Origin of the sequence: Streptomyces colwelliae, assembly GCF_048158785.1 — a bacterium.
Lineage (GTDB): Bacteria > Actinomycetota > Actinomycetes > Streptomycetales > Streptomycetaceae > Streptomyces.
In genome coordinates this window covers 1-26,620 of sequence record NZ_JBLTJC010000052.1, presented here as the reverse complement: position 1 = coordinate 26,620, position 26,620 = coordinate 1, and the positions used below count along the sequence as shown (strand labels likewise).

At 65.2% G+C, this 26,620-nt stretch carries 24 protein-coding genes and 1 pseudogene; 13 read left to right on the top strand and 12 right to left on the bottom strand.

Going from position 1 to position 26,620, the window contains the following annotated elements; translation table 11 throughout:
• Positions 1 to 14 precede the first annotated feature (14 nt).
• Positions 15 to 1,034, bottom strand: a complete 1,020-nt coding sequence (locus ACNFOC_RS13835) for a diiron oxygenase (RefSeq protein WP_416959414.1) — start codon at positions 1,032 to 1,034, stop codon at positions 15 to 17.
• A 338-nt stretch (positions 1,035 to 1,372) separates the two neighbouring features.
• On the opposite strand from ACNFOC_RS13835, the gene ACNFOC_RS13830 reads away from it, so the two are divergent.
• From ACNFOC_RS13830 to ACNFOC_RS13810, 5 genes are all read left to right on the top strand, one after another.
• Entirely contained in the window at positions 1,373 to 1,834 is a 462-nt protein-coding gene (locus tag ACNFOC_RS13830; protein ID WP_416959413.1) for an NUDIX hydrolase, read from the top strand.
• Positions 1,835 to 1,853: 19 nt separating this feature from the next.
• Entirely contained in the window at positions 1,854 to 2,654 is an 801-nt protein-coding gene (locus tag ACNFOC_RS13825; RefSeq protein WP_416959412.1) for an inositol monophosphatase family protein, read from the top strand.
• 52 nt (positions 2,655 to 2,706) lie between these two features.
• Positions 2,707 to 3,789, top strand: a complete 1,083-nt coding sequence (locus tag ACNFOC_RS13820) for a DegT/DnrJ/EryC1/StrS family aminotransferase (RefSeq protein WP_416959411.1) — start codon at positions 2,707 to 2,709, stop codon at positions 3,787 to 3,789.
• Positions 3,786 to 4,784, top strand: coding sequence for a Gfo/Idh/MocA family protein (locus ACNFOC_RS13815; RefSeq protein ID WP_416959410.1), 999 nt, complete (start codon positions 3,786 to 3,788; stop codon positions 4,782 to 4,784). The genes ACNFOC_RS13820 and ACNFOC_RS13815 overlap by 4 nt, the downstream gene beginning before the upstream one ends.
• A gap of 192 nt (positions 4,785 to 4,976) precedes the next feature.
• Positions 4,977 to 6,152 carry a pyridoxal phosphate-dependent aminotransferase gene (locus tag ACNFOC_RS13810; protein WP_416959409.1) on the top strand — a complete coding sequence of 392 codons (1,176 nt, stop codon included), beginning with the start codon at positions 4,977 to 4,979 and terminating at the stop codon, positions 6,150 to 6,152.
• Here the strand turns inward: ACNFOC_RS13810 and asnB are convergent, their stop codons facing one another.
• The 8 genes from asnB to ACNFOC_RS13770 are packed head-to-tail and all read right to left on the bottom strand — an operon-like array spanning position 6,153 to position 14,546.
• A complete protein-coding gene (asnB, locus tag ACNFOC_RS13805; protein ID WP_416959408.1) occupies positions 6,153 to 8,072 on the bottom strand; it encodes an asparagine synthase (glutamine-hydrolyzing) in 1,920 nt (639 codons plus the stop codon).
• Positions 8,072 to 8,842 (bottom strand): phosphocholine cytidylyltransferase family protein, encoded by a 771-nt coding sequence (locus ACNFOC_RS13800; protein ID WP_416959407.1) that lies wholly within the window; start codon positions 8,840 to 8,842, stop codon positions 8,072 to 8,074. The genes asnB and ACNFOC_RS13800 overlap by 1 nt, the downstream gene beginning before the upstream one ends.
• Positions 8,839 to 9,993 (bottom strand): hypothetical protein, encoded by a 1,155-nt coding sequence (locus tag ACNFOC_RS13795; RefSeq protein WP_416959406.1) that lies wholly within the window; start codon positions 9,991 to 9,993, stop codon positions 8,839 to 8,841. Before ACNFOC_RS13795 ends, ACNFOC_RS13800 begins: the two co-directional genes overlap by 4 nt.
• A 6-nt stretch (positions 9,994 to 9,999) precedes the next feature.
• On the bottom strand, positions 10,000 to 10,953 hold the full coding sequence (locus ACNFOC_RS13790; protein ID WP_416959405.1) for a transketolase family protein: 954 nt from the start codon (positions 10,951 to 10,953) through the stop codon (positions 10,000 to 10,002).
• Positions 10,950 to 11,807, bottom strand: coding sequence for a transketolase (locus ACNFOC_RS13785; RefSeq protein WP_416959404.1), 858 nt, complete (start codon positions 11,805 to 11,807; stop codon positions 10,950 to 10,952). Before ACNFOC_RS13785 ends, ACNFOC_RS13790 begins: the two co-directional genes overlap by 4 nt.
• Positions 11,800 to 12,726: an NUDIX domain-containing protein gene (locus tag ACNFOC_RS13780; protein ID WP_416959403.1), complete on the bottom strand. Its 927-nt coding sequence runs from the start codon at positions 12,724 to 12,726 to the stop codon at positions 11,800 to 11,802. The genes ACNFOC_RS13785 and ACNFOC_RS13780 overlap by 8 nt, the downstream gene beginning before the upstream one ends.
• The gene (locus tag ACNFOC_RS13775) at positions 12,723 to 13,646 is read right to left on the bottom strand and encodes a class I SAM-dependent methyltransferase (protein ID WP_416959402.1); all 924 of its coding nucleotides are present in this window, start codon (positions 13,644 to 13,646) and stop codon (positions 12,723 to 12,725) included. The genes ACNFOC_RS13780 and ACNFOC_RS13775 overlap by 4 nt, the downstream gene beginning before the upstream one ends.
• A 36-nt stretch (positions 13,647 to 13,682) precedes the next feature.
• Positions 13,683 to 14,546: an isocitrate lyase/phosphoenolpyruvate mutase family protein gene (locus tag ACNFOC_RS13770; protein ID WP_416959401.1), complete on the bottom strand. Its 864-nt coding sequence runs from the start codon at positions 14,544 to 14,546 to the stop codon at positions 13,683 to 13,685.
• 871 nt (positions 14,547 to 15,417) lie between these two features.
• On the opposite strand from ACNFOC_RS13770, the gene ACNFOC_RS13765 reads away from it, so the two are divergent.
• From ACNFOC_RS13765 to ACNFOC_RS13740, 6 genes are all read left to right on the top strand, one after another.
• Positions 15,418 to 15,870, top strand: a complete 453-nt coding sequence (locus ACNFOC_RS13765; RefSeq protein WP_416959400.1) for a hypothetical protein — start codon at positions 15,418 to 15,420, stop codon at positions 15,868 to 15,870.
• A gap of 149 nt (positions 15,871 to 16,019) precedes the next feature.
• A complete protein-coding gene (locus ACNFOC_RS13760) occupies positions 16,020 to 16,700 on the top strand; it encodes a 3,4-dihydroxy-2-butanone-4-phosphate synthase (RefSeq protein ID WP_416959399.1) in 681 nt (226 codons plus the stop codon).
• 46 nt (positions 16,701 to 16,746) lie between these two features.
• On the top strand, positions 16,747 to 17,835 hold the full coding sequence (locus ACNFOC_RS13755) for an aminotransferase class V-fold PLP-dependent enzyme (protein ID WP_416959398.1): 1,089 nt from the start codon (positions 16,747 to 16,749) through the stop codon (positions 17,833 to 17,835).
• 95 nt (positions 17,836 to 17,930) lie between these two features.
• On the top strand, positions 17,931 to 18,971 hold the full coding sequence (locus tag ACNFOC_RS13750) for a nucleoside-diphosphate kinase (RefSeq protein ID WP_416959397.1): 1,041 nt from the start codon (positions 17,931 to 17,933) through the stop codon (positions 18,969 to 18,971).
• Positions 18,972 to 19,190: 219 nt separating this feature from the next.
• Positions 19,191 to 19,976 carry a hypothetical protein gene (locus tag ACNFOC_RS13745; protein WP_416959396.1) on the top strand — a complete coding sequence of 262 codons (786 nt, stop codon included), beginning with the start codon at positions 19,191 to 19,193 and terminating at the stop codon, positions 19,974 to 19,976.
• A 414-nt stretch (positions 19,977 to 20,390) separates the two neighbouring features.
• The gene (locus ACNFOC_RS13740) at positions 20,391 to 21,080 is read left to right on the top strand and encodes an ArsR/SmtB family transcription factor (RefSeq protein ID WP_416959395.1); all 690 of its coding nucleotides are present in this window, start codon (positions 20,391 to 20,393) and stop codon (positions 21,078 to 21,080) included.
• Positions 21,081 to 21,683: 603 nt separating this feature from the next.
• Here ACNFOC_RS13740 and ACNFOC_RS13735 read toward each other — a convergent pair.
• Together ACNFOC_RS13735 and ACNFOC_RS13730 are read right to left on the bottom strand one after the other, a co-directional pair.
• Positions 21,684 to 22,028, bottom strand: coding sequence for a hypothetical protein (locus tag ACNFOC_RS13735; RefSeq protein ID WP_416959394.1), 345 nt, complete (start codon positions 22,026 to 22,028; stop codon positions 21,684 to 21,686).
• 51 nt (positions 22,029 to 22,079) lie between these two features.
• Positions 22,080 to 22,619 (bottom strand): hypothetical protein, encoded by a 540-nt coding sequence (locus ACNFOC_RS13730; RefSeq protein ID WP_416959393.1) that lies wholly within the window; start codon positions 22,617 to 22,619, stop codon positions 22,080 to 22,082.
• A 12-nt stretch (positions 22,620 to 22,631) separates the two neighbouring features.
• Between ACNFOC_RS13730 and ACNFOC_RS13725 the strand changes: the two genes are divergently transcribed.
• Together ACNFOC_RS13725 and ACNFOC_RS13720 are read left to right on the top strand one after the other, a co-directional pair.
• A complete protein-coding gene (locus ACNFOC_RS13725) occupies positions 22,632 to 22,796 on the top strand; it encodes a hypothetical protein (RefSeq protein ID WP_416959392.1) in 165 nt (54 codons plus the stop codon).
• A 21-nt stretch (positions 22,797 to 22,817) separates the two neighbouring features.
• Positions 22,818 to 23,999, top strand: a pseudogene (locus ACNFOC_RS13720) (IS3 family transposase); the annotation flags it as partial.
• Positions 24,000 to 24,082: 83 nt separating this feature from the next.
• On the opposite strand, the gene ACNFOC_RS13715 reads toward ACNFOC_RS13720, so the two are convergent.
• Positions 24,083 to 25,726, bottom strand: coding sequence for a GMC family oxidoreductase (locus ACNFOC_RS13715; RefSeq protein WP_416959391.1), 1,644 nt, complete (start codon positions 25,724 to 25,726; stop codon positions 24,083 to 24,085).
• Positions 25,727 to 26,620 lie beyond the last annotated feature (894 nt).

Below are 26,620 nucleotides of genomic sequence, written 5' to 3'. Positions count from 1 at the left end.
CACCTGGAATGATCCTACCGTTCAGGTGCTTGTGAACGCCGTCGACTGTTCTTGGTCTCGTGCGACACCGAAAAGTCATATTCGACTCGGTCTTCAATCCCAAGTTCCTGGACCAAGCGCTCCACAGTGGAAAAGTCCGTGAACATCATTTCGGTATCGGGAAGACTGCATGTGTCGGTAATGATCTCCTTGGAACCGGATATCCTGGCGAACTGCAGAAGGTTCTCCCAGGTGCCGTAGTCCTGTGCTCCGAGGGCGGTGATGGCGTCGGGAAGTGTGTGGATGAACAGCTCTCGCTGCTGCGCGTTCAGATGCGCGAAAATGTCCTTCATGACTTCTGCTACAAGAGGACCGTGTGCGGCTTCGTCTCTGGCGTGCAAACGCGCCACGAGCGCATGCATGGGCTGAATCGTCGTGTCACGCGCGAGCAATTCAAGGAAATTGTTGATATGGAGTTCGCCGACCACTGTCCACACCAGGAAAAGTATGTCACGCTCCCACTTCTCACTTTTCCCTGCGGTCAGCTCGAAAAGACGCCTGTTGGTAATGGGGTGAGAATAGTCCGGCTCGACATCCAGATCGTACGCTTCCTTCGTACGCTGCATGGCCGTCATGTGCATGTAGGTGTGCCACACTTCATCGATGTGCGACTGTTGCATGGCCTCTCTGGCCTCGTAGCGTTCAACGCCGGGGAACACGCCGTGCGCGAGCATTTCGAATGTCGGGTTGGCGACGTATTCCTCGGCCGCGATCACACGGGCGTTGTAGGCCTGCCACCCCAGTGTGTTCACGAGCCGGCGCTTTTCATCGGAGGCATCGAGGAAAAGCGGATGCTCCGCGAACGGGATGAGATGTACGGGATAGTCCTCCAGATCCGGATCACCGGTTCGCGAACCCATGAAATCGGCCATGTCGGTACGGACCGTGGCTCGCCGAGGCCAGGCCGCAACCAGTCGCTTCAGGGTGTTCGGGCCAACATGGTGTTCCGAACCGAGCTTGTCGAAGTCCACGTCATGGGGCTGCACGCCACTCATGAAAACGCCCCTCCCTCTCGCTCCGAAAAAAATTAAACAAACAACCGGACTCGCAGCCGGCACTCGATTTGCCGCCTCTTGGGATGATTCGCTGAACCTTTTCACTTCTGTGGGACCGAGTGCTGCCGGATCACCCATGATTGCAACTGGCGCCTCATTGTCAAGTGCCACTTTGGGCAAGGAAGCGCCGATCAATATGGGTGATTCGGCCTGGGACGAATCGTTGTGCGGCCGACGTGTGGCGATGTTAAGGTCGTCCGCTGTTTTCGATGCCGGGAACAGGGTTGAGGCGGAACTTCCGCTCAGTGTCAGAGTTTAGAATTACTCAAGGATCCAAGATGAGCTATATTGCTGAAGTGCGTGCCCTGGTGGGCACGCGTCCGTTGATTCTTCCCGGGGCGGCTGTGATCGTCCTTGATTCCCACAATCATGTTCTGCTTCTGCAGCGAGCCGACACCGGTGGCTGGGGCCTGCCAGGCGGGTTCATGGAGCCCGGGGAATCGCTTGAAGAGACCGCACGACGAGAAGTCATGGAAGAGGTAGGTCTGGAGCTCGACGGGCTCACACTGATGAGTGTCTTCTCAGGGCCTGATCAGTATTTCCGGTACCCGAACGGAGATGAGGTCTTCAATGTCACCACTGTATACACGGCAAATCCGCGCGGCTTGAATTTTGACCTTGATCCCCGCGAGGTGGCCGCCGTACAGTTCTTCCAGATCGACGGCATTCCCGCTGATCTCATCGCTCCTGAAGTCCCCATTCTGGAACACTACTCCAGGATGGTAAAGAACTCCCTGTGACGTGCAGGAGGGATGCGGGATGCAATACCTGAAATTTCTGGGGTCCTTGCTCAAAGATGCCGGGGAAGCTGCCCTGGATTTTCCGCAGCGCATGCCGTCACAGGTCAAGGGCTCGGATGCGAATCAGGTGGTGACAGCTGCCGATTTGTATATCGGCAGCCAGATCAAGCGTCACATAGTCAAGCATTTCCCCCAGGACAGCGTGATAGACGAGGAGTCCGGCGTGACCGCCGGTCCGTCGCCGATCACATGGGTGATCGACCCCATTGATGGGACGTCGAATTTCGCTGTGGGGAGCCCTCTGTTCGGAGTCATGGTCGGGGTCCTTGAACACGGGAACCCCGTTGCCGGCGGTGTGGCTTTGCCTGCCCTTGCCGAGATCTATGTCGCCGAGGCCGGACAGGGGGCCTACCGGAACGGTGAAAGACTGCGGATCCCATCAGACTGCGATTTCTCCCAGCAGTTGATCGCCTACGGTATGGACATCCACCCGCAGGAGATTTCCCTCGACTGCGGGCTGATAGCCGGCATCGCGTCCCGCTGCCGGGGAATTCGCATGAGCAACAGCATATTCGATTGCATGATGGTCGCCAAAGGGGCATACGGTGCCTTTATGCACCGGCGGAACGGTATATGGGACTGCGTGGCCGCACAAGTGGTCATCGAAGAAGCTGGCGGTGTGTTCTCCACGATGGACGGCAGTGCGCTCGACTACGGAAATCCCTTGGCCGAGACCTCGGGTTCGTTCTCCATCCTGGCCTGTGCACCCAGTCTCCATGAAGCCATCACAGAAATGACGCGAAAACATTTGCTCGCATGAGGGAAATTCCAGTTTGCTCCGTTCACGTCAGGGAGTCACATTGATATCGCTTGTGTCTGTTGATGTGCAGGATGCGGAACCTCTCGTCTTGGAAGTCCTGCGGTCCGGGCAAATCACCCAGGGCCCCATGGTGGAACGGCTGGAGCAGGCCGTAGCGGAGATTGTGGGTGTTGAGCACGCGGTAGCAGTCAATAACGGTTCAACCGCCCTGGCTCTCAGTTTGCAAGCTCTGGAACTGGGTGCCGGAGACGAGGTCATCACGTCACCGTTCACGTTTTCCGCCACCCTCAATGCCATCCTTGCGAGCGGGGCCACCGCGCGGTTTGCCGACATCCGATCTGCTGATTTCAATATCGACGCAGGACTGATCGAAGAACAGCTGAGTGAACGGACGAGGGTGTTGCTGCCCGTGAGCCTCTACGGGCAGATGGCAGACCTGGCGGCGATGGAAAAGCTATCTGTGCAACACGGACTGACGATCGTCGAAGATGCTGCCCAAGCAATCGGTGCCACCCACTGCGGCCGTGCGGCCGGGAGTTTCGGAGTCGGGTGTTTCTCCCTCTACGCCACCAAGAACGTGACAGCGGGGGAGGGCGGCGTCATCGCCACCGCCAGTGGTGAATTAGCTGAGCGGATACGTTTGCTCCGGAATCAGGGAATGCGTCAACGGTACGATTATGTCTGTGTCGGCGGAAATTATCGTCTTTCGGATATGCATGCGGCTGTGGGGGTCTCGCAGATCGGCCGGCTTCAGGAGTTCAATGAGCGGCGGAAGCGCAACGCGGACAGGCTCTCGCGGGGGCTCGAAGGCATAGCCGGACTCATCCTTCCCAGGGTCACGGAGGGAAGCACCCACGTATGGCATCAGTACACGGTTCGGGTGGCTGGGGATGCCTCGTGCACGCGCGACGAATTGGCGGAGAGGTTGGCACGTCGGGGGGTGGGCACCGGTGTTCACTATCCTCGGCCGGTCTTCGACTATGAGTGCTACCGGGATCATCCCAGGGTGGTGGCGGCCGATGTACCTGTTGCATCGAAGATCGCGTCAGAGGTCCTCTCTCTTCCGGTGCATCCTCGCCTCACGGACGCGGACCTGGACTGCATCATCGAGCAGACCCGAGAGGCTCTCGCATGAACGTGACGAGTCGTCTCCGACTTCTGCTCGTCGGCGCTGGGGCCATGGGTAGCCACCATGGAAGGGTCATTGCCGAAAGCCGGCGCTGTGAGCTGGTAGCGGTGGTGGATCCCGATGAGGACCGCGGACGCGGTTTGGCGAGGCGTTACGGTGCGGTCTGGGCACCAGAAGTCGAAAGCTTTTCCCGTATCGATGCTGTTGTCGTCGCGTCCTCCACCGACCAGCACCGGCAGATATCCTTGGATGCCCTTTCGGAGGGTATTCCTCTGTTTGTTGAAAAACCTCTGTGTGCCGATCTCGGTGACAGCAGAAGAATTGTCGACGTCGCGTTGCGCGGCGGCATCCCGTTGATGTGCGGGTTCATTGAGAGGTTCAATCCCGCAGTGATCGAGGCTGTGGCACATGTAGAGGCGCCGGACGCTGTGTACGCACAGCGAATTTCCACTTATTCCCCTCGTATGCATGCAGGTGTCTCATGGGACCTGCTGGTGCATGATGTGGACATCGCCCTTCGCGTCTTCGGCGAAGAGATTCCAAAAATCCAATATGCCGCGACGACCTGCTTAGCTGGCGAGGGTAGAATCGGGGAGGAAACGGTGGCCGTCGAGCTCGAATTCTCGGATGCCCGGGCCGCTTCGTTGTCGGCCAGTCGAATAGCGTCACGCAAGGCTCGAAGACTGGCCATAACGGAACGCGACAGGACGGTCATTGCAGATCTTTTGACTCCGTCGGTCACAGTCTACGCAGGGTCGATTTCTCGCCCCTTCCTCTTCGAACATGACCTGGGCTCCGGTCCTGAAGTGCTATCCCGGACCGAGTGCTCCGATTACCGTGAACCCCTGGCAGCTCAGTTGGACGGATTCCTGGACATCGTCCAAGGCGAGCGCGACATGCACGCCGAGACGTGCTCGATTCTCCCCAGCCATGAGACTGTCGCGGCCATACTCGACTCGGCGGAAGAGTCTGCGGATTTCGATACGGCGTATGTCAAATGACAGGTCCGGCGGGGTGAAACGCGAATCCGTTCATCTCGTACGGGCTCATTACCTCGGACGCCGCGCAGCGATCCAAAGACACACGACGGCAGGTACGGACGGGACGCCCCGTCCTCCGACGGAACTGCCCCTCACTCTTCCGAAGCCTGCCCAACACATCCCTAACCCTGGAACCAACCGTGAGGTGCTCCCATGTCACTTCCCCGGCTCGCCCACCGGACGTCCACGGTCCCGGTGTCCGCTACGGCCGCCGTGCGGCAGGCCGCCCGGGAACTCGCCCGCTCGGGGGAGCGGGTCATCAACCTTGGTGCGGGAGAGCCCGATCACCCCAGTCCTCCGGAGGTCGTCGAGGCCGCCGCGGCAGCGGCGCGGGACCCGAGACTCCACCGCTATGCACCGAGCCGCGGCCTGCCGGAACTGTGCGAGGCCGTGGCTGAGTACCGGGCCGACTGCTACGGACACGCGGTTTCCACCGATGGTCTCGTGGTGACCTGCGGAGCAAAGCAGGCTGCCTTCAACGCCTTACTGGCCCTGGTCGACCCGGGCGACGAGGTTCTCGTCCCCGGCCCGTGCTGGGTGAGTTACCCGGCGATGATCCGGCTGGTCGGCGGAGTGCCGGTGCCGGTGCCGAGCATGGTGGAGGAGGCTTTCAAAATCGATGTCGGGCGGTTGGAGGCTGCTCGCACCTCGCGAACCAAGGCACTCGTCCTGATCTCCCCCGGCAACCCGACCGGTGTCGCCTACACCGCGCAGGAACTGGCGGACATCGGCCAGTGGGCTCTCGACCACGGGATCTGGGTGATCAGCGACGAGGTCTACGGCGAGTTGGTGTACGACGGCCGTAAACCGGTCTCCATCGCCACCGTGGTTCCGGCGGTGGCGGACCAGTGCGCCGTGGTGCACGGCGTGAGCAAGACCTTCGCCATGACCGGCTGGCGGATCGGCTGGCTCATCGGCCCCGACTGCCTCGTTTCGGCAGCGACGGCGATCCAGTCCCACTCCAGCTCCCACCCCACGGCCGTGGCCCAGTTCGCGGCCGCCACCGCGCTGACCCGGTCCCGGGATCGCGCCGAGGAGATGCGGGCCGGCTACGAGCGCCGCCGCCGACTGGTGCTCGACCGGCTCACGGACGTGCGGGGTATCACGCTTGCTGAACCCCAGGGCGCCTTCTACGCGTTCATTCGTGCCGAGCGCGGCGGCAGGCCGATCGACGACCAGGACTTCGCCGCCCGGCTGCTGCGCGAGCACCGGGTGGCCACCGTTCCCGGCACCGCCTTCGGTGCTCCCTCGCATCTGCGCCTGAGTTACGCCACATCCGACGAGGACGTGGTCGAGGGTCTGGACCGGCTGGTGCGGGCACTGACCTGATCACCAGGTGACCCCGTCCGGGAAGTTCTGCCTGAGCCAGAGTTCCGCGCCCACCAGCAGCCACAGCCGCCGCCCGTAGGCGTCTGCGGAATCGCCGTTCAGCGAGTCCGCCCAGCCGCGGAGCCGGTCCCGGTCGAAGACGGCCGACAAGCGGGCGTCCGGACCGAACAGCAGCCCGTCCACCTCGGCCCGGCGGTCGTCCAGCAGCCACCGGCTGAGCGGCACCGGGAAAGGCAGCTTGCGCCGCGTCGCGACACCAGGCGGAAGGCGGTGCCGATAGGCCTGGCGCAAGGCGTACTTGGTGATGTCCCGGCGCTCGCTGAAACGGGCGACGGGCTCGCCGAGCGCATGGGCCCAGGCAAGCGGGCCGCGCCAGCGCAGCCGGTCGCGTTCTGCGAGGGCCATGGCGGCACCGACGATCCGGTGATCGGTGAAGGGCACCCGGACCTCGACCCCGGCGGCCATGAAGGAGGTGTCCATGACCTCCAGCAGGCCGCGCAGGTGCATCGTGGTGAAGAAGTGGGTCAGCCGTCGCGAGAGGGGTTCGTCGGCCACCTCGGCGAAGGACCGCTCCACGGCGGCTGTCACCGCCTTGTCCTCGTCTACAGCAGCCCGCATGCCGTCGCTGTACAGCGGCAAGCGTTCCTCGGCCGGCCAGTAGCTGTACCGGTCGAGGAAGAGGTCGAGGGTGTCCAGGCCCATTTCCCGCTCACTCAGACCGGCCGCGTGCAGCAGCCGACGTCGCAGCGGCGCCGGCAACCGCCGTGCCACGCTCAGGCGGCGGGTGTCGAACGGTAACCGGAAGATGCGTCCGTAGCCGCCGAAAAGCTCGTCGGCTCCCTCGCCGGACATCACCACGGTGGCGTGCTGTTTGACGGCCTTGGCCAGCAGATAGAGCGCCACTTCGTTGTGCATGCCGAGGGGTTGGCCCTTCAGCCGGGTCAGCTCCGCGGCTTCGGCGAGGTAGTCCCGCGCACTCACCGGTACGGTCAGATGCCGTGCACCGAGGGCGTGGGCGGTGGCCCGTGCATCTTCCACCTCGTCGTATCCGGCGCCCGGCACGGAGGCGGTCACGGTGAGCAGTTCGGCCTCGGTGCCCTGCGACAGTTCCAGCGCGATCACCGAGGAGTCCAGTCCGCCGGACAGCAGCACGGCCAGCGGTACGTCACTGACCGAGGTCTCCCGCACCACCGATCCCACCAGGTCCTCCAGCGGACCGGAGAGGTCCTCAGCCGGCTGCTGACCAAGACGCCACCACGGTCTCAGCTCGCAGCGTCCTTTGCGGACCCGAAGCCAGTGACCCGGCGGCAGGGACCGCACGCCCTGGAAATAGGTGTCCTCGGTGAGCGGCTGCCGAAAGGCCAGGAAGGAGGACAGGGCTACCGGGTTGAGGCGCCGGCCCAGGGCCGGCAGGCAGTCGAGCACTCCGGCCGGCTGCGAACAGAAGGCGACCCGCCCGTCGGCCGATCCGTAGTACAGCGGTTTCACGCCCAGCCTGTCCCGCACCAGTACCACCTCACCGGTGCGCCGGTCGTGCAGGGCGAAGGCGAACATGCCGGCAAGCCGCGACAGGCAGTCGAGACCCCACTGGTGATACGCGGCGAGCAGCACCTCGGTGTCGGAGGTGGTCCTGAAACGGTGCCCCAGCCTGGTCAGTTGCCCGCGGAGGGACCGGTAGTTGACGATCTCGCCGTTGTAGGCGAGGGCCAGGTCACCGTCGCAGTACTCCATCGGCTGGGCAGCGGTGTCGCTTGGGTCGAGCACAGCAAGCCGGGTGTGCCCCAGCCAGACGGGGCCATGGCGCAGTTCTCCGCGGCCGTCAGGGCCACGGTGCGCCAGCGAGGGCAGCAGGCGGGACAGCCGCTCTTCCCGCGCGAGCGGCTGTCCCGTTGTGTCGACCAGTCCGACGATGCCGCACATCAGGGCCCGCCGAACATCTCGCGGGCCCGTTCAAGGTCCTTGGCATCGTCCACCTCGACCCAGCGCAGCCCGTCGGTGGGTACCGCCCGGACGCCGCCGTGTGCGGAGCGGGTCCTGCCGAGCACGTACTCCAGCGACCGCTGCCGGTGTGCCGGTTCGGCGGCGGCGGGAAGCAGTTCCCCGAAGGCGGTCTCCCGGGACAGCAGGTGAAGGTTGACCAGCTTCCAGCAGTTGGCCGGGTCGAAGTCCTCGCCCCGTTCGGAGGTGTGGGTCCAGGACCGCACCATCTGGCCGGGGCTGGTGGTCACGGTGGATCCGTCGATCTCGGGCCGCCACGGTTCGACCAGCGTGGCATCCGGTTCCGTGGTGCCGAGCAAGGTGTCCAGGAGGCGGTCGTCGAAGAGCACGTCCCCCTCAATCAGGAGGACGCGGTCCACGTCCGTCGACTCGGCGAGCTGTCGCAGCCCCATGGCGGCGGACCAGGCGGTGCCGGTCGCCGCGAAATCCTCGTTGACGGCGAACTCCGCCCCGCTGCTGCCGAGTTCCGCACGCACCTGCGCTGCCCGGTACCCGACGACAAAGACCACGGGTGCCGCGTCGACGCGGGCAAGCGCGTTCCTGGCGCGCAGGGCGATGCTCCGGCCGCCGACCTCCATCAGACACTTGGGGTCGGCCTCGGTGTATGGCCGGAGACGGCTGCCCAGACCGGCCGCGAGGACGACGGCGCCGATCTTCGCCCCCACGCCCGGCGCGGGCCGCGCACCGCTCACCGTCCCGCCCCGGCTGTGCGGTTGCTTGAGGCAGCGTCGAGCTGCTCCACGTGGCGCAGGAGTTGGTCGGGGCCCGGGGCCCAGTCCAGCTGATGCACCGGTAACCGGTCCGCGATCAACTGCGAAAAGCGTTCCACGCTGCGCTCCACCTGCTCCTCGGACACCTGCTGGTAGCCGTGCCAGTTGGGGTACAGCGGATCACGGGAGCCCAGACACACCTGCTCGATCCAGGACCGCACCTTCTTGGGATCGGACAGTGGTCTGATGCCGGTGGGCTCTTCCGGCGCGAAGTTCAGGAAGACCACCGAGCTCACCGGCGCCCGGGTCACCACCGAGGCCCCGGCCCGAGCGATCACCTCCCGGGTATCGAGCACTTCCTTGGGGTAGATGCCCCAGGCCTGGGTGTACGTCAGCTCCCGCTGCTGGGGTGTCATCAGCGCGTGCAGGAAGTCGAAATCATGCAGGGTGCCGGTGGAGAGGCTGAAGTTGGACGGCCACCCGGTCGCCCACAGCTGGTCGCCGTCCCAGCGGAGGAAGCTGGTGTCGCAGGAGAGCATCGCCACATCGAACCGGGCGAGGGTGTGCAGCAGGATCGTCGTTTTGCCGTTACGGGAGTCGCCGGGGAAGAGCACCGCCTGCCCGCTGGGTGTGACCACCGCGCTGGCGTGCACGACGAGTTCCTCGTCCGCCTCGGCGAGGCTGGTGGCCAGCCCTTTGATCAGCCGGTCGGAGTCCAGCCGCAGCAAGCCCTCGTCCGGCTGATAGACCCGCACGAGACGTTCGCGGGGGCTGACGAGGCAGACCGTCGCCGTCTTGTCGATCAGAACGGCGTGCCGGCCGTCGGCAAGGTCGATCCGCCGCCCACGGGTATTGGTCGGGTACAGGCTGGCGTCGATCACGAGTTCGGTGCCGGCGCCGAGTTCCGCCCGCACCTCATCGCCCACATCGGTGGCAAGCGCCTCCACCCGTACGTCGGCGTCGGCCTCGCGCGTGACACGGGGGAGGAACGGGTCGAGGGCCGAGGCCAGCCGGTCGACCAGTCCGGCTGCGGAGCAGGCGAGTTCGATCCGGCGCTCACCGTGGGCGAGTACGCATTCCTCGGCCGTGGTGGTGCGCCGAGCCTCGTCGTTCAGTCGTCGCAGGATGTCCATGGCTCCTCAGCTCTTCTCGGCCGGTCCGCTGACCACAGCCCGGATCCGAGCGGTGATGCGCTCGGCGCTCATGCCGTACTCGTCCAGCAGCTCACGCCACTCGCCGGTGCGTCCGTAGCTGTCCGGCATGGCGACAGCGTGTACGGGGGGATGCGCGGGCGTGCCGGCCAGGGCAGCCGTGACAGCGGCGAACAGGCCGCCGTGCACGCTGTGTTCCTCGACGGTCACCACCGTCCGGCACCGGCCGGCTACCTCGGTAATGGTTCGGTGGTCCAGGGGCTTGAGGGTGGAAACGTTGATCACGCAGGCCCGAATCCCGTGCCGGGCGACCTGCTCCGCCGCGGCCAGGGCTTCCGGCAGCAGCACTCCGGTGACCATCAGCGCAACGTCGCACTCCTCACCGCTGTGGGTCAGCACCTGGGCCGGGCCGATGCGGAACGGCTCGTCCGGGGCCGTCACGACCTCCGTGGCGAACTTGCTCAGTCGCAGATACATAGGTCCCGGAGTCTCAGCCATGGTCAGAAGTGCCTGATAGGCCTGGTGGTAGTCACCGGGTGACAGGACGGTGAGGCCGGGCAGCGCGGTCATCAGGGCGAGGTCTTCGACCCCCTGGTGCGAGCCGCCGTCATGGCTTGCTGACAGGCCGCCGTGGGTGGCGACGATCTTCACCCCGGCGTCCGCGTAACTCACCGACTGCCGGATCTGGTCGAAGGCCCTGCCGATGAAGATCGCGTACGTGGTGGTGAACGGCACGAGGCCCGCCAAGGCCATGCCCGCGGCCATGCCGATCATATTGGCCTCGGCTATGCCCGCGTTGAAGTGCCGATTGGGGAACTTCTCCTGGAACCAGTCGGTGCGGGTGGACCGGGACAGGTCCGAGTCGAGGACGACGATCCGCTCGTCGCCCTCGGCGAGCTTGATGAGGGCGTGTCCGTAGGCGTCTCTGGTGGGCCGCTTCACTGGGAGGCCGCCGCGCCGATGTCGGCCAGGGCGAGAGCGAGTTCCTCGTCGCTGACGGGGTGATGGTGCCAGTGCATGACGCCCTCCATGTAGGAAACGCCCTTCCCCTTGACTGTGTTGGCGATCAGCACGGTGGGACGCCCTCGCTCCGCCAGTGCCGCGCGCAGGGCCGTGTCCACGGCATCGAGGTCATGGCCGTCGGTCTCCAGCACGTGCCAGCCGAAGGAGCGCCATTTGCCGGCCAGATCGCCGAGCGGCATGATGTCCTCGGTGTCCCCGTCGCCCTGAAGGCGGTTGCGGTCCACCAGGACGACCAGCCGGTCCAGGCCCCACTTGGCCGCCGCCATCGCGGCCTCCCAGTTCTGTCCCTCCTGAAGCTCGCCGTCGCCCACCATGCAGAACACCCGGTTGTCCTGTGCCTGGTACTGCCAGGCGAGCGCGAGGCCGACACCGAGCGAGATGCCCTGGCCCAGCGAGCCGGTGGAGGCGTCCACCCCGGGCAGGGCGGCGGCGTGCGGGTGGCCGTGCAGTCGGCTGTCGAGACGGCGCAGTGTCATCAGTTCCTGGGGCGGGAGGTATCCGGCGCGCGACAGGGTGGCGTACAACGCCGGAGCGCCGTGTCCTTTGCTGAGCACGAAACGGTCCCGGCCCGGATCGTGCGGGGCCCGGGGTTCGTGACGTAGGTGCCGGAAGTAGAGCAGCGCGAGCATTTCCACCATGGACAGACTGGTGCCGCCGTGGCCGGTCTGGTTGTTGTGGATGGAGCGCAGGATCCACTCCCTGATCCAACGGCAGTGTTCCGTCAGCTCGGCCCGTTCCGCGGGCGTCAGCGGAACGCGCAGGGGTTCACTCACCGAAGGCCACCTGCCCCAGGGGACGGCCGTAACGGTCGCTCACCCGTTCCTTGTCGTCGAGCAGGGCCGGGGAGAAGATCTCCACGAGTTCCACCGGCTGCTGCCCGTCGTTGCCGATGGAGTGCGCGATGCCCGGCGTCGACGTACCGCAGTCGAGCGGGTGCAGCAACGAGCTGCCGTCTTCCTGCCGCAGCGTGAGCGTGCCGGTCCGCACCCGGAAGAACTCCTTCCGGATGTGATGGAAGTGGTAGCTGGAGGAACGGCCGGGCAGCAGCCGGGCGAAGGACACGCCCCACTGACCGGAGTCGACGAGGATGTGGTTCTCGCCGTAGGGCTTGTCCAGGCTGCGCACTGCCCTGGCCACCAGCTCCTCGTGCGGGGCGTCGGCCATCGAGAGGAAGCCGGCGATCTCCTCCTCGGGGATCGAGGGCAGGAGGGCCGTCAGCCGCTTCCGGACCTCGGTGTCCGAGGCCGCACGCTGCGCCGCGGCCAGGGCGTCCACCTGCGGCAGGGCACGGGTGAGGGCTGCCTGGTCGGCCGGGTGGCTGAGCAGGGCCACGGCTTCGGCGGGTGTCGCCCAGCGCGCCTCAGGGTTGTCCGGGTCGCGCGGGGCAAGGGAGGCCGCGGGCGCGGTGAACAGGTACAGGCGGATGGTCTTGCGGCGGGTCTCGTCGATTCCGCCTGCGGAGTCGATGGAGCCGCGTTCGTAAGTCCCCAGCTCCTCGTGCAGGGACAACGAGGTCAGTCCTGTCTCCTCGTATACCTCACGGCGTGCTGCGTCCAGGTGGGACTCGCCTTGTTCGAGGTGTCCCTTGGGCAGGGACCAGGAGGTGCCGCTCTGATTGACGACGGCGACCTCGCCCAGCGGGCTGACGATCACTCCGCCGGCCACCTCGGCCACGTTCTGGCGGGCGCTCACGGCTTGCGTCCGATCATCTGGACGTAGCCGTCCCCGAACCAGAACCGCGCGAGCGGGTGGTCGTAGTGCAGGTACATCGGTGCCAGGAACCTGCGCAGATTGCTGAAGCCGTAGGTGTAGCGGGTGATGCGTTCGACCTGTTCACATCCGGCGTCGGTGAACCACTGTGCAATCTGTTCCTCGGTGAAGTCGAAGTCATGGTAAGTGGGCGCCTGCACCCGGTCCTTGATGGTCAGGAGCAGGTCGGCGTCGATGAGGCCCCGCAGTACCGGTTCGGCCCCCGGTTCGATGGGTTCGTGCTTGTTCTTCTCCGTCAGCAGCCAGTCCATGGAGGCGTTGACGCCCTCCATGCTCAGATTGTCGATGGCGGCCCGGAACTCCTCGTCCTGCTTGTACCGGTCGCGCATGAGGTTGAAGAACTGGTAGAGCAGTCCCTTGCCGTTGGCCATCACGGAGACGAAGGTGTAGCCGCCCGGCTTGGTCACCCGGACCAGTTCGCTGTGTCCCCGGCGCGGATCGGCGGTGTGGTGGAGGACCCCGGCGCAGTGGACGAAGTCGTAGGTGTCGTCCTTGAGCGAGAGGCCCAGGACGTTTTCGGACCCGAGGGAGGAGCGGTCGCCGAACTCGGCGAGCGCGGCGTCGGCCACGTCCATCCAATCGGATCCCAGGTCCACCGAGTGGACGTGAGCCGCGCCCAGTTCGAGGAAGGCCCAGGACGCGTTGGCGTTGGAACCACAGCCGGCATCGAGGACTTGCTTGCCCTTGAACCAGTCCGGAGGCAGCTGGAAGTACTCATCGGATAACAGAGACACCAGACGGCGGTATGTGTCGGGATTTTCGACCTGTTCCCGGTGATGGGCGTCGAACACCTGGCGGGTCCTGGCTTCCAGCTCTTCGTTGTAACTGTCGTCACGATCCATGTGTTCCTCCCGGTGCCGTGGACTGCCGTGCGCACATCACTTGGACTCCATCGCGAGCCATGAGTCGAGCTGCTGGAGGGCGAAGACCTCCGACACGGAGGCGATCTCCTGCTCGACCTTCGCCGAGGATCCGGTGTCGCGGATGCTGCCGTAGATCTCGCGTACGGCGGCAATGCTTGCGCGCAGCCCGTGGTTGGCGTAGATGACCATGGAGACGCCCGCCTGCCGGGCCTCGTCCACGGTCCAGTGGTAGTAGGTGGTGGGGACCACCACGACGGGACAGGGCCGCGTCCATCGCTGCATGAAGTCGGTGATCTGCTCGGGGCCGTCGGACTTCGAGTGGATCAGTACGGCATCCGCACCCGCGTCGGCGTACATCTCGGCCCGGCGGAGCACCTCATCCGTGCCGTAACCCGCGATGTAGGCCTCGGTGCGGGCGATCAGGAGGAAATCGGGATCGCTCTGGACGTCCTTGCCGACGGCGATCCGGCGGGCGAACTCATCGGCGTCGACCAGCCGTTGGGCACCGGGGGCAAAGCTGTTGATCTTGGGGAAGACCTTGTCCTCAATGCACACCGCGGCGATGCCCGAGGCCTCGTACTCCCTGACCATGTGTGCCACGTTGAGGGCGTTGCCGAATCCGGTGTCGCAGTCTGCGACGACCGGCAGGCTGGTCGCCCGGTCCACCTGCACCGCAGTCTGCAGGTAGTCGGTCATGCTGAGGAGGCTCGTGTCGGGAAGAGCGCGGGCGGCGGAGACTTCGAAGCTCGACACCCAGACCGCCTCGAATCCCGCGTTCTCCGCGAGGACTGCGGTGAGACCGCTGTTCGCTCCGACGACCGTGACAGGGGCGGCTGAGCTTAATGCTTTCCTGAGTATCCGTGATTTCGGATGGCGCATAGAGAGAACTCCTCACGAGAAGGCCTGATTCTGCTCAGGCATCCCAACGTATGGACGGCTCCGACGGAGCGTCAACCTCTTTATTCGCTAGCAGTATCGAAGGGCTGCGTTCTGTTTTTCGGGCACCGTGAAATCGCGGCAAAACATGCAGAGAGCTGCGTTCGCTCGGCTGTCTGAGGCGACGGTGAGCTCACGCAGGAAGATGATCGGGACGGATGTGGAGGAGCCGTGCCGATGGCTTGTGGAGGGCAGCACACCACTGGCAACCCGCCCCAACCTGGTCCAGGCGTTCATGGCGTGGGCGAGACTTTACGGGCGGGTTTGTCCGGTGCAGTTCGCCGCAGGCGGGGCAGGGCTGACAGGCCTGGAGCCATAGGTGGTACGCCATCAGTTCCGCGCATCGGCGAACAAGGGACACGGCGGGTTTTGATTCTCGCCGTAAGCCGTGGAGGGGAATTGTCCACTTCCGTCGCTGAAGAAGTTACCTGAGGTTCGGCATTGCTGACTAGCAGTCTTCGAAAGCCTGGTTACGGGCACCGCTTTGCTGCGGAATGGATACAAGAAGACCCCTGACGGTCAGAAACTTGACGATCGACCGTAGGCTGATAACGCCCCGTCAGTCAAGGATTCGGCGAGCGTTCATCATTGAATCGTTTCGGCATGGTTATTGCTGACTTACACCATATTGGCAGTCTCGGGGTGTTCGGGCTGCGTTGCTCTTGCGATCGGCGTGGAATGGCCACGTGTGTCCGAGGGCGGCCGGCGGCCGGGTGATTTCCCACCCGTGATGGCGCAGGCCCTCGGGCGTTGTCGTCCCACCCGGCCACGCGGAGCGCGCCAGTGGGCGGGTTCCGCAGGGAGGCCATGGCCCATGGCACCTGCCGGTCCGCAATTGCCGGGCATTCTTCCGGAACGTCACATCTTTGGCGGGGTGTTCACGATTCCAATGAGCCCGTGCATGGGTGGTGGCATGTCGAAGATCGCGGTTTGCCACCGGGCGAGTTGGCTGCCCTGGGGGTTGGTGGCGAAGATCTGGCTGGAGATGGTCTCCCTCGCCCTGGACCGACGCGATCGCCACGGTGATCCACCAAATCCCACCGGACCCCGGCTGAGCAGTGAATTCCCGTCCCTGCAAGCAGCGTCACCCGCACCGGAACCGTGGAACCCGACGCTCATCGGACGCGACAGTCGGGTCACCCAACGCTCACAACTGGCCAGACACCTGGAAATGATTCGTCAGAGAAACTGGCAGACCATCACGAAATTTCGAGGTTGGCTCTCTCGAAACCTCGTGGCCATGTCGCAGAACCCTGTGGCAAGCTGAGGCAGAGCTGTCTGTAATCACACACAGGTGGGGTCGGTGAAATTCCGAGCCGGCGGTGAAAGCTCAAATGGGAGTTTGTGTGTGAGGATCATATTCGTGCGCCATCGACCCCGTGCGGCCTCTGACGGGGGCGTGGGTGGCTGCACGCTGTGTCCTCACTCCTCTCCGAGGGACGGATCGCCCCTCGGAGAGGGCCTTCAAAGGCACAACTCGACACGATCCATGAGGCCATCGCCGCGATGGCTGCGGGGAGGCCGGTCGTCGTGGTGAACACCGAGCAGTGGGAGAGCGAAGGCGGCCTGATCCCCGCCTCCATGGCGTGCCACACCGTCGAAGATATCTGTGATCCGCTGCCGACGACCGCGTGCGAACGACTCGAACTCCTGCCCAGGTACCAGGAGAACCAGGATCCGCGAGGCACTGACTGCACAGTGACGGTGGACGCCCGCCGAGGTGTCTCCACTGGCATCTCGGCCGCGGACCGCGCCCCTACCATCCGCCTACCGGCCGACCCCGGGACCGTGGCCTCCGACCTGTCCCGCCTCGGGCATGCGGTGCCCCTACTCGGTGTGCGGCGCCGGAGCGGGCACACGGAGGCGACTCTCGGCCCGGCGCTTCTTGCCGGGTGCCGTCCGGCGGGCGTGCTGTGTGAGCTGATGAACGACGACGGAACCTTGAAGTGCCTGCCCGATCTGCGCGCCTTCGCCGACGAGTTCGACCTCCCCCTGATCGGCGTCGCCCAACTCAGCGACTACCGGCGGAACATGGACGGCGCCGCCGGACCGACGCGGGCTCACCCCGTCGGTATGACCCTCAAGGCGGCCCGGTAGTCCTTGGCCGGCTCCTCCCCGCGACACCCGTATCCGGAAGGCTGCTGTGACTCGCTTACTCTTCAACCCTGGCCCGACCAACACCTCGGCGGACGTACGTGAAGCGCTGCTGACCGGCGACTTCAGCCACCGGGACCTTGAGGTCGCCGAGGCCGGAAGGCGTATCCGGGAGGGGGTGCTGGCCGCCACCGGAGGCACCGGCACACACTCCTGCGTGTTGTTCGCAGGCTCAGGCACCGCCGCTTCTGAGGCCATCATCAGCTCGTTGGAGGGCCGGCTGCTCGTGGTGGTCAACGGCCGCTACGCGGAACGGCTGGCCCTGATCGCCGAACGGTATCGTGTCCCGGTCACCCGTCTGACGGTCGACCCCTTCACCCCGGTGTCAGCCGCCGAAGTGGCAGCCGTCCTTGACGCCGACCCCTCCCTCACGCACGTGGTGGTGGTCCACCACGAGACCACTACCGGCATGTTGGTGCCGCTTCGCGAGATCGGCGAGGTGGTCGCCGAGCGGAACAGACTGCTGGTGGTCGACAGTGTCAGTGGGATCGGCGGCCACGAGTTCGACCTGGTGGCGGACAACATCGCCTTCTGTTCGCTGAACCCCAATAAGTGCCTCGAATCGGTTCCTGGAGTCGGCATCGTCCTGGCCCGCACCGACGAATTACCCGCTCTTGAGGGCAGGGCCCGCACCTTCTACCTCGACCTGCACGAGCAATGGCGACGAGGACAGCAGGGCGAATTCCCCTACACCATGCCTGTTCAGGTGCTTTTCGCCCTCGATCGCGCGGTCGAGCGCTGGCTGCACGAAGGCGTCGGTCCGCGCATCGAACGGTATGCCGCCGCGGCAGCGCACATGCGGCGCCGACTGACCGAGGCGGGCCTCGAAATAGTGGAACTGCCGCAGGGCTGTGCCGGCAACGTCATCACCACGGTACGTCTGCCCGTAGGAGCGGACTTTCCGAAAGTCGTCCAGTCCATGCGTGACCGGGGCTTCACTCTCTACTCGAATCTGGACTCCGTCTCCGGCGGCCGCTTTTTCCTGGCCACCATGGGCACGATCAATGAGGCAGACATCGACGCGGTGGTCAAGTCCCTCTCCGAGGTCTTGCAGGAAATATTCGTCCTCGACGAATGAGTACATAACTTGTCGGAAGCAAGGGCGGTCAGCCTCCGCCGGTCTCCTCCGGGCTCGGCGTCTCCGAGAGCTTCGCCGCCCAACACCCGGACGGGATGAAGAAGTTCCTGAAGGCGACGGTCCGCGGAATCCAGTTCGTCACTGTCCTGACACCTACGCTGGAGGACGACATCGCAGCAAAGTACTGGCCGCACCTGACCCGCGACCCGGCAAAGGAACGCTGTTATGACCGCGAGACCTACTTTCGGGAGGCGCTCGGCGACGCCGTTGAGATCTTCGGTGCGGACTTCGTGCCGGGGATGCGGCGAAGCGCGCTGCTCCTGCTCAAACCGGATGGGCTGGTGGCGGGAAAGCTCCGTCCCACCTCCACATTTCTGCAGGACCACGGGTTCCGCGTGGTCCTGGCCAAAGAGGTGTTCCTCGGCGGGCACCGGTGGCGCGAGATGTGGCGCTACCAGCTCACCACCGCCACCCTCGACCGCTTGGCCGTCAATGAGTGCTTCCTGACCGCAGGCCCCTCCCTGCTTCTGCTACTGCGCCATGACGCCGAGGACACACTTCCGGCAACGGTGCGCCTGGCCGGACTGAAGGGCTCGGCGGACCCGCTGAGCCGCGCCCCCGGCACGCTGCGCGGCGCACTCGGGCAGCACAACAGGGTGCTGAGTTATGTGCACGCTGCCGACGAGCCGGCCGATCTGATACGTGAGCTCGGTGTGCTGTCCGATGCGCTGGAGCGCCGGAGCGTACTGGCCAGACTGGCCGCGGACGAGTCCGGACCACAGGGCGAGGAGGAACTCGCTCAAGCGCTGTGGCGGCACGGCGGAGCCGGACGAGACCTGTGCAGTTCCTCGGCACTGACCCGCGTGACGCGGCAGGTGCGCTCCTGTGCGCCCGGCGGACCCTCCGCCCTCGGCCCGTGGACACGTCTGCTCGACCAGATGGAGAGCATGGCCCAGGGCGCGCGCATCGACTGGCGTGCGCTCCGGCGGGACCTGGAGGCCACGAAGGTCCAGGTGGACGACTGGGATCTCGCCGCCCTGGGCGCCGACTTCACCGTGCATGACGAGCCGGAGTTCTCCAAGACACTGGGCGGACCGGACCTCGAAGCCTGGTCCCGGGCCGCATCGGCCGACTGATGTCCTGGCCCGCGCCGCGCGGGCCCTCGGATTTGGCACCGACGCCCGCCCTACGAATCTTTCCCTTTCCGAGATCACCGCCGACTTCCGGGAAGCGGTGCGTTCGGTGAAACCGGAAGATTCGGCCCGGGGCGAATCGGTGGGGAGTTGTATGCAGGCTCCGTTATTCTCGTCGCTTGCGACAAACATCTTAGCCGCTACTGATGATGGAGATTACTTATGCAGATGGCTCTGGACCGGATGGTCTCCACCTTGCGGGCTCGGAACTTGATCCCGGAGAGGTGCGAAGCGGCATTCATTGTCGGGTCGTCGGCTCGTGGGTGGAGCAACGAGAGGAGCGACTACGACATCTACGTGATCAGCAGGGAGCCGTGGCCGGTTCTCGAAAGCATCGGGGTCGGAGTTCCCCTCCAGCCGGCCGAGGTCGGGTGGCACACCTTCTACACCGAGGGTCGCGGATGGGACCTCGCCTACTGGCTGGACACCCAGGTCGACCAGATGCTCGCCAAGGTCTCATGGGATGAGTACGACCAGGTACGGGCCACGAGCGGCGACACTCTCGCGCAGCGAGAAGAAGTGTTCCTGGAGAGGATATCGACCTGCGTCCCGTTGCTCGGTGAGGACTGGGTAATGCGGCGTCGCTCTGAAATCGACGCCTCGGCATTCCGTTCCATCGTGGTCACGCGCTCGCTCGGTGCGGCGAACATGGCTGTCGAGGATGCTCTCGGGCAGCTGGAGAACGGCGATGTGAACAGTGCGGTGATTTCGGCCCGGTTCGCGCTCGGGCACGCTGTCGACGCCTTGCTGGAAGAGCAGGGGGAGTACGGAAGCAACATCCCCAAGTGGCGAGCACGCAGGTTCAAGGAAGCCAACCCAGCGGCGCTCTCGTTCGACAGGTACTGGGATCTGGAGACGATGCGCAGCTACGACCCCGACGACCCGGCGCGATGGATCAACGAGGTTCTCATGTTGTGCCAGGAATTGTCCTTGAAGATATCCGTCTGACGCGTTGATTCCGGTCGCGGATTTACAGCCTCGACGCAATCCATTCCATACATACTGTTCGAGCGGGGAGCCGTCATCAATGGTGGACGAGAGTTATGGCCCGGCTGGGCAGCTGAATGGTAATTCCCTTCGTCTCGGTCAGTGCATGTTCGGTCAGATCCCGCCCCCGCTCGATGCTGCACCAACAGCCGCATGATTCGCTTACGCCTCGATGAGTTGACCCTCGGGCGGGTGCGTATAGCGGTGAGTCCCCTGTGGGAGGCCTTCTCCAGCCTGGCCTTGACCCTCAGGTACCGTAGTGAGATTCCCTACCCGTACACAAAATGGGGACGGACAGCACTGCCTCGGGTTTCACCTGCCTTACGTCAAGAACTGGCCGCGGTGGTACGGGATCAGCAGACAATTACGTCACACGTGCTGACGCCGATCCCGAGAGAGTCAACACCCGTCATCGACGACGAATTGAAAGCTCTGCGAGAGGCTGGCCACGACAGGTTGGCTCAGCTCGTCGGTGACTATTGGACCATTGCGATCGCCCCCTACTGGCCTGCTATGCGGGGCGTCCTGGAGGAAGAGATCCTGGTTCGTGGCCGCACCCTCGTGACGGAGGGGACCGACAGAATGCTCCGGGACCTCGGGGGCCGGATCCGGTGGGAATCCCCCGAGTTGAGGGTTCCTCACCAAGCCGATCTGGACTGGACGATGACGGATGGCCGCTTGATCATCGTGTCCGTACTCTTCGCCCACGGCACACGTGTCTTCTCCACCCATGACGGCACGGTCGCCTTCTCCTACCAGGCACAGGGCGCCGCGGTACTCAGCGGGCACACCGGCGATTCCGTGAAACCGGTTGGTGAAGTACGCCCAAGAGACCGGCTGACCACCCTGCTCGGACACGGCCGTGCAACAGTCCTGCGCGCCTTGCTGTCACCGACCACCACGACCGGGCTGGCCAACTCCATCGGCCTGGCGCCCAGCACCGTGTCGCAACACCTTTCCATCCTTGCGTCAGCCGGCCTGGTCAGGCGCCATCGCGTAGGCCCACGCGTCTTGTACGAGTTGGAGGACTCGGGCGTCGTCCTGCTCACCGAGTTGAGCACCTGACCTGTGCCTGCTCGGACCGGTCGGTCGGATGGGACCCGTAGTTCCGTAGCTCCCGCTCGCTTTCGGCGTGCGGCTGTTTCCTCTCCTGTCCTGTGTTCCGCGTAATTCGGTGCCGGTCCTTGATCCAGGGCCGGGTAGTCAGGGCTTGCCGGGAAACAGCCGTCGCTGCCGGCTCCGAGGCTCGTTGCCATGGTGCGGGGAGGGGCCTTGACCCTTGATCTTGGACACACGAGACACTGGATCCTGAGGATCTGAGAACGGACGACTCGTGGTCATGAAGAGCTATCCGCCGCAGTTCAAGGCGCAGGGCTTCGGCGTAGTCGCGGGATGCCCGGTTCGTGATCGTGCGACGGCGCCGAAGCCCCAGGGCTCCGTCGTTCTCGTAGAGCGTTCGGTTCGATGAGGGATCGGGTAGCTCGTGCTGCTGACGGTTGAGTGCCCAGGATGGGATGGACGCAGGCAGACAGGCTTCTGGGCCGGTCAGCCCAGCTTCTCGTGGGCCGCGTTGAGGAAGGTGTTCATGGGTCCGCGCAGGTGGTCCCACGCGGCTTCGGGCCGGCCGAGGTCCTCCCACAGGACATGGTTCACCGCGCTCGCGTAGTCCTAGGCGAGCTGGTAGAGCTGCGGGCCGATGAGGACCAGGATCATCCGCTCGCAGACCCAGAGGCTCTCGATGAGGGCCCGTTCGGCGGCGAGCCACTCGGGTGTGCGGCCGGAGGACCACTCGGGTGCCTCGTAGCGTTCCTCGGCGAGGCGTGTGCCTTGCTGCGTGAGCTGGATGAACTCCTGGAGCACCTGAAGCCGTTCGGCGCGGCGGGCCTCGGCCAGCTGGACGGCCTGGCGCTTGTCCTCGGTGCGGGCGGCCTGGCGTGTGGTGGTGAGCTGGGCCAGGTAGGAAATGCGTCCGCCGAGTACGACACCGATCGACGATGCCCAGACCTGATTCACCCGTTCACGTTAGCCGACAGAGCTGCGCCGTTCTGGCGGAGAGTCCGGTGATCATGTGATGCCCAGGGCGGTGAGTGGCCGGGTGATGTCGCGGGCGCGGTGGCGGAGGGCGGCGGCGATGTTGGTGTGGCCGGTGAGCCGGAGTGCGCCGATGGCCAGGTTTCGCAGGGCGGCCATGACCCGGGGTGCGGTTCCGGTGCGCATGTGGGAGGCGCCCTCGCCGTAGGTGACGTCTCGGACGTGGTGGAGCTTGATTTCGATGCCCCGGTACTCCCGGACGCGGTGGGCGATTTCGGCGGGGTCGGCCTGCTCGGCGGCCAGGCCGGTGATGGCGTAGAGGCGTTCCAAGGTGACCTTGCCGGTGGCTACGACGCGGCGGCGCACGATCTGCAGAGCCTGGACAGCGTAGGGGAAGGGCAGGCTGTCAATGGTCGCAGTCTTCATACGCCGGATCTCGTCCCGGCCGTGGGCGGTGGCCTGGGTCTTGTCCAGCAGGGGGAGCTCACGCCAGGGCAGGGCCTTCAGCATCCGGTGCAGCGTGAGGTGGTTGGCTTTGATCAGCGCGATGTAGTGCGCCTGCTTGTCCTCCACCAGGAAGCGGGCGTGTTGGGTCTGGTGCGGATCGGCAACGCGCCCCGAGCGATGGCCACCTGGCGCAATCTCGCCGTCGGAGCCCTTCGCATGGCCGGAGCGAAGAACATCGCGGCCGGCCTCCGCCGTAACTCCCGCGACCCTCGGCGTCCCCTCGGACTCCTCGGCCTCGGATGATCACGAACCGGACGCCACGCCATGACGCCGAAGCCCTGGTTCAAGGCGGTCGCGGTCGCGCTGTACCAGTCGCGGCCCGAGGCGACGATCCGGCAGGTCGCTGCCGATCTGAGCATCGCCCCCGAGACCTTGCGGAACTGGGTGCTGGCAGCGGGCGCGAGCCGACCGCGGGGACGCCGGGCGGAGGTGGCGACAGAGCCGCCGACACCGCTGGAGTCGGAGAACGCAGCTCTGAACAAGAAGGTCCGCGAGCCGGAGGCAGAACGTGTGACCCTGCGCAGGGCGGCGAAGGATTTCGCCGGGGAGATGTGCTGGTGAACCGCTTCCAGTTCGTTGCCGATCACCAGCGCCGCTACGGCGCGAAGCGGCTGTGCACCGTCCTGGGCATCGCCCGTTCCAGCTTCCACTTCTGGCGCCGGACGGCCGCGGACCGGGCCGCCCGGCAGGCGGCAGACGCCCGCCTCGCCGCCCGGATACGGGCCCTGCACCACGGATCAGGCGGTACCTACGGCGTCCCCAGGATCACCGCCGAACTCCGCGACGACGGCGAGCGAATCAACCACAAGCGCATCGCGCGGGTGATGCGTAGCATCGGCCTGGCCGGAGTGCGGCTGCGTCGCAGGCACCGCACCGCACCGCACCACGATCACGGACTTGGCTGCGGCGAAGGCCCCGGACCTGATCGGCCGCGACTTCACCGCAAGCGAGCCGAACACGAAGTACGTCGGCGACATCACCTATCTCCTGCTGGAGGGCGGGAAGTTCCCGTATTTGGGAACCGTCATCGACCTCGCCTCACGCCGCCTTGCCGGATGGGCGATCGCGGACCACATGCGCACCGGTCTCGTCACTGACGCCTTGGCCGCCGCTGAACGGACGCGCGGCAGCCTTGCCGGAGGGGTCCTGCACACCGACTACGGAGCCCAGTACACCAGCCGGGCCTTCGCCGACGCCTGCCGCCAGGCCGGCGTTCGCCAGTCCATGAGCGCGATCGGCTCCAGCGCGGACAACGCACTCGCCGAGTCCTTCAACGCGACGTTCAAACGCGAGACGTTCCAGGGCCGCAAGACCTGGTCCAGTGAACGCGACGCCCGCCTCGACGCATTCGGCTGGCTCAACCGCTACAACACCCGACGCCGTCACTCCCGCCTCGGACAACGCAGCCTCATCGCCTACGAGACAGCAGTAAACACAACGTCAACTACCCCGGCCCAAGCCACGGGCTATGCGGCTTGGGCCAGAGAGACGGCACGTCCTGCGGCTGACGCCAGCCTGCTACATCCACGTCACCCGCGGCCCAGTATGAGCCTTCCGCAACGGTCGCCGATCATCATGGACGGGGCGTTGGTGTTGCCCGAGGTGATGCTCGGCATAATCGCGGCGCTGGCCAGACGCAGTCCGCCGACTCCCCGCACGCGCAACTGGGGATCGACGACGGCGAGTGCGTCGATGCCCATGCGGCACGTGCCCACCGCGTGGAAGTCGGACTGGGAGAAGGCGCGCAGCGCGGCGATTCTTTCCTCTCTGGTCGTGATAGGTGTGTCAGGCACGGCGTTCTCGTCCTTTACCCACTCACGGAGTCCCTCTGCGCCCATCAGCTCCAGGGAGAGTTCGAAGCCTTCGAGGGAGTTCTCAAGGTCCTCCTGCGTCTGGAGGAAGTTCGGCTGGATCACGGGTGGGGTGTATGGGTCGGCTGAGCGCAACTTGACGTAACCACGGCTGGTCGGGTGCAAGTTCATCACGCCGATCGACATGGACTCGTCCGGAGCCGGCGCGTAACCGACGCGCGAGTAGTAGGTCTGGAACTCGAACCGGGGCGCCCCCGGCACCCGGCCGCTGCCGGTGAAGATGTTGACGTCCATGGCGGTGATGTGGGACTCCGGCTCGGGAACCCTGAGCCCTCTCGAAACGACGGAGATCAGGTGATCGTGCAGGTTCGCACCTACACCGGGCAGGTCGGTCACGACGTCGATGCCGTGCGGCTCCAGGTCACCCGCCGCGCCGATGCCGGACAGCTGAAGCAGCTGAGCGGTGTGCACCGAACCCGTGCTGACGATGACTTCTTGCTCGGCCTTGACGGTGTACTGGCCCTCGCCCGACTCGATGACGACGCGGTCGATGACGTTCTGGCTGTCGAACGTCAATCGTGTGACGTGAGCGTCCGTCACGACTGTCAGTCGAGGATCGGTGAGATGCGGAGCGAGGAACGTGGTGAACGCGTCCTGACGGATGCCGTTGAGCACGTTGAGCCGGGTATAGCCGACACCGAACTGGCTGGCGCCGTTGTAGTCGGGGTTGTACGGGTAGCCGAGGTCGACGGCGGCTGACAGAGTGGCGCGTGAAAGGGCGTTACGCCGCGTCAGCTCGTCCGACGGGAGGATCGGTCCGGTCAACGCGTCGAGCGATGGGCGCACATTCGCGTAGTCCCAGCCCTCAGCTCCTTGCTTGGCCCAATTGTCGTAGTCGGCCGGATTGCCGAGGACCCATACCATCCCGTTGATTGAACTGCTGCCGCCCGCGAGTTTGCCGCACACGAATGACTGAGGTCTGTTCATCAGGGCGGGCTGCGGCTCCGACTGGAGCGGCCAGTTGAGGGGGGAACCCGGGGCGGTCAGCGTGCCCGCTTTCGTGAAATCCCGCACTTCCGGTAGGTCATTGGACCCGCCCGCCTCGATCAGCAGCACACTCGCTTGTGAATCCGCCAGTAAGCGGGCGGCCAGCGTACAGCCTGCTGAGCCTGCTCCCACGATGACGTAGTCGTAGAGGTTGCCGCGTGCGGAACTGCGCGTCTGCCCGGCTGCCATCAGCCCGGCAGACGCCGCGGACACGCCGAACATCTTGAGCAGTCCCCGCCGGCTGAGCGTGCCCGCCCGTACCTGACGGACAATCTCTTGGGGATCGTGCGACGTTGATTTGGCTATGCCGGACATACACATCCTTTGTTTGGGTCGGCTTTCGTCGAAGACCTGTGTGGGAACAGAACCGGACGCAAAGGTAGCGATCCAACGATGCTTATCCCAGAGGGCGTTCGGCCCGTAGCTATTCAGCGGGGGTGCGGCGTCCGGGCGGCGTGATCGCTGGGCTGGTGTTGCGGGGGAACCCGTTGAGCCCGAGGAGGGGCTAGGTTCTGTCTGGTGGGTCGTGTGGCTGTCGGGTCGCTGTCTCGTTGGTCTTGGTGTGGGGCGGGGTGATCTGACGAACGCGGAGTGGGTGCGGCGGCTGGTGGAACGACCACTGTTCGGCCGTGGCCGGTACTCCGAATGGCACGCATGCGTTGTCGGTCCCGGTGCGGCGTCAGGGCAGAGACGCGAATACGTCCCTCAGCCTCACCGAACAGAAGCGCCACCGAACCAGCCGTCCCACTGCTCATGCGTCCCCCCAACTGCTATGAACCACCAGCATCTCGCGGTGCACACCGCCAGGAGAATATGCAGAATTCGACATTGTCCTCATAAGCATCAGCAAACTGGCTGAAGATCAACCCTCCGGGCCGTGGAGCGTGCAGGTCATCGAGGAAGGCACAAGCCCCAAATCCGGAATCGCAGAAACTTTTCAACGAAGGAAGCGATGCTCTGGCGTGGCAGCCAGCCGGGCCCGCGTTAGCGGGGCTCCGAGCTGGAGGCGAAGCCGGAAGCTCAACAGGCAGGAGAGCGAAGCGACCTGCCTGTCTCAGTCAGCGAAGCTGACGGGTACTTTTTCGAAGCGAAGCGGAGGAAAAGCTAGCCCGGCGAAGCCGGGCCCGATCCGCAACGCGGATCGGTTCAACGCCCCCGCGAAGCGGGGGCGTTGCTCTGGGGGGCTGCGCAGCAGCCCCTTACCCGTCT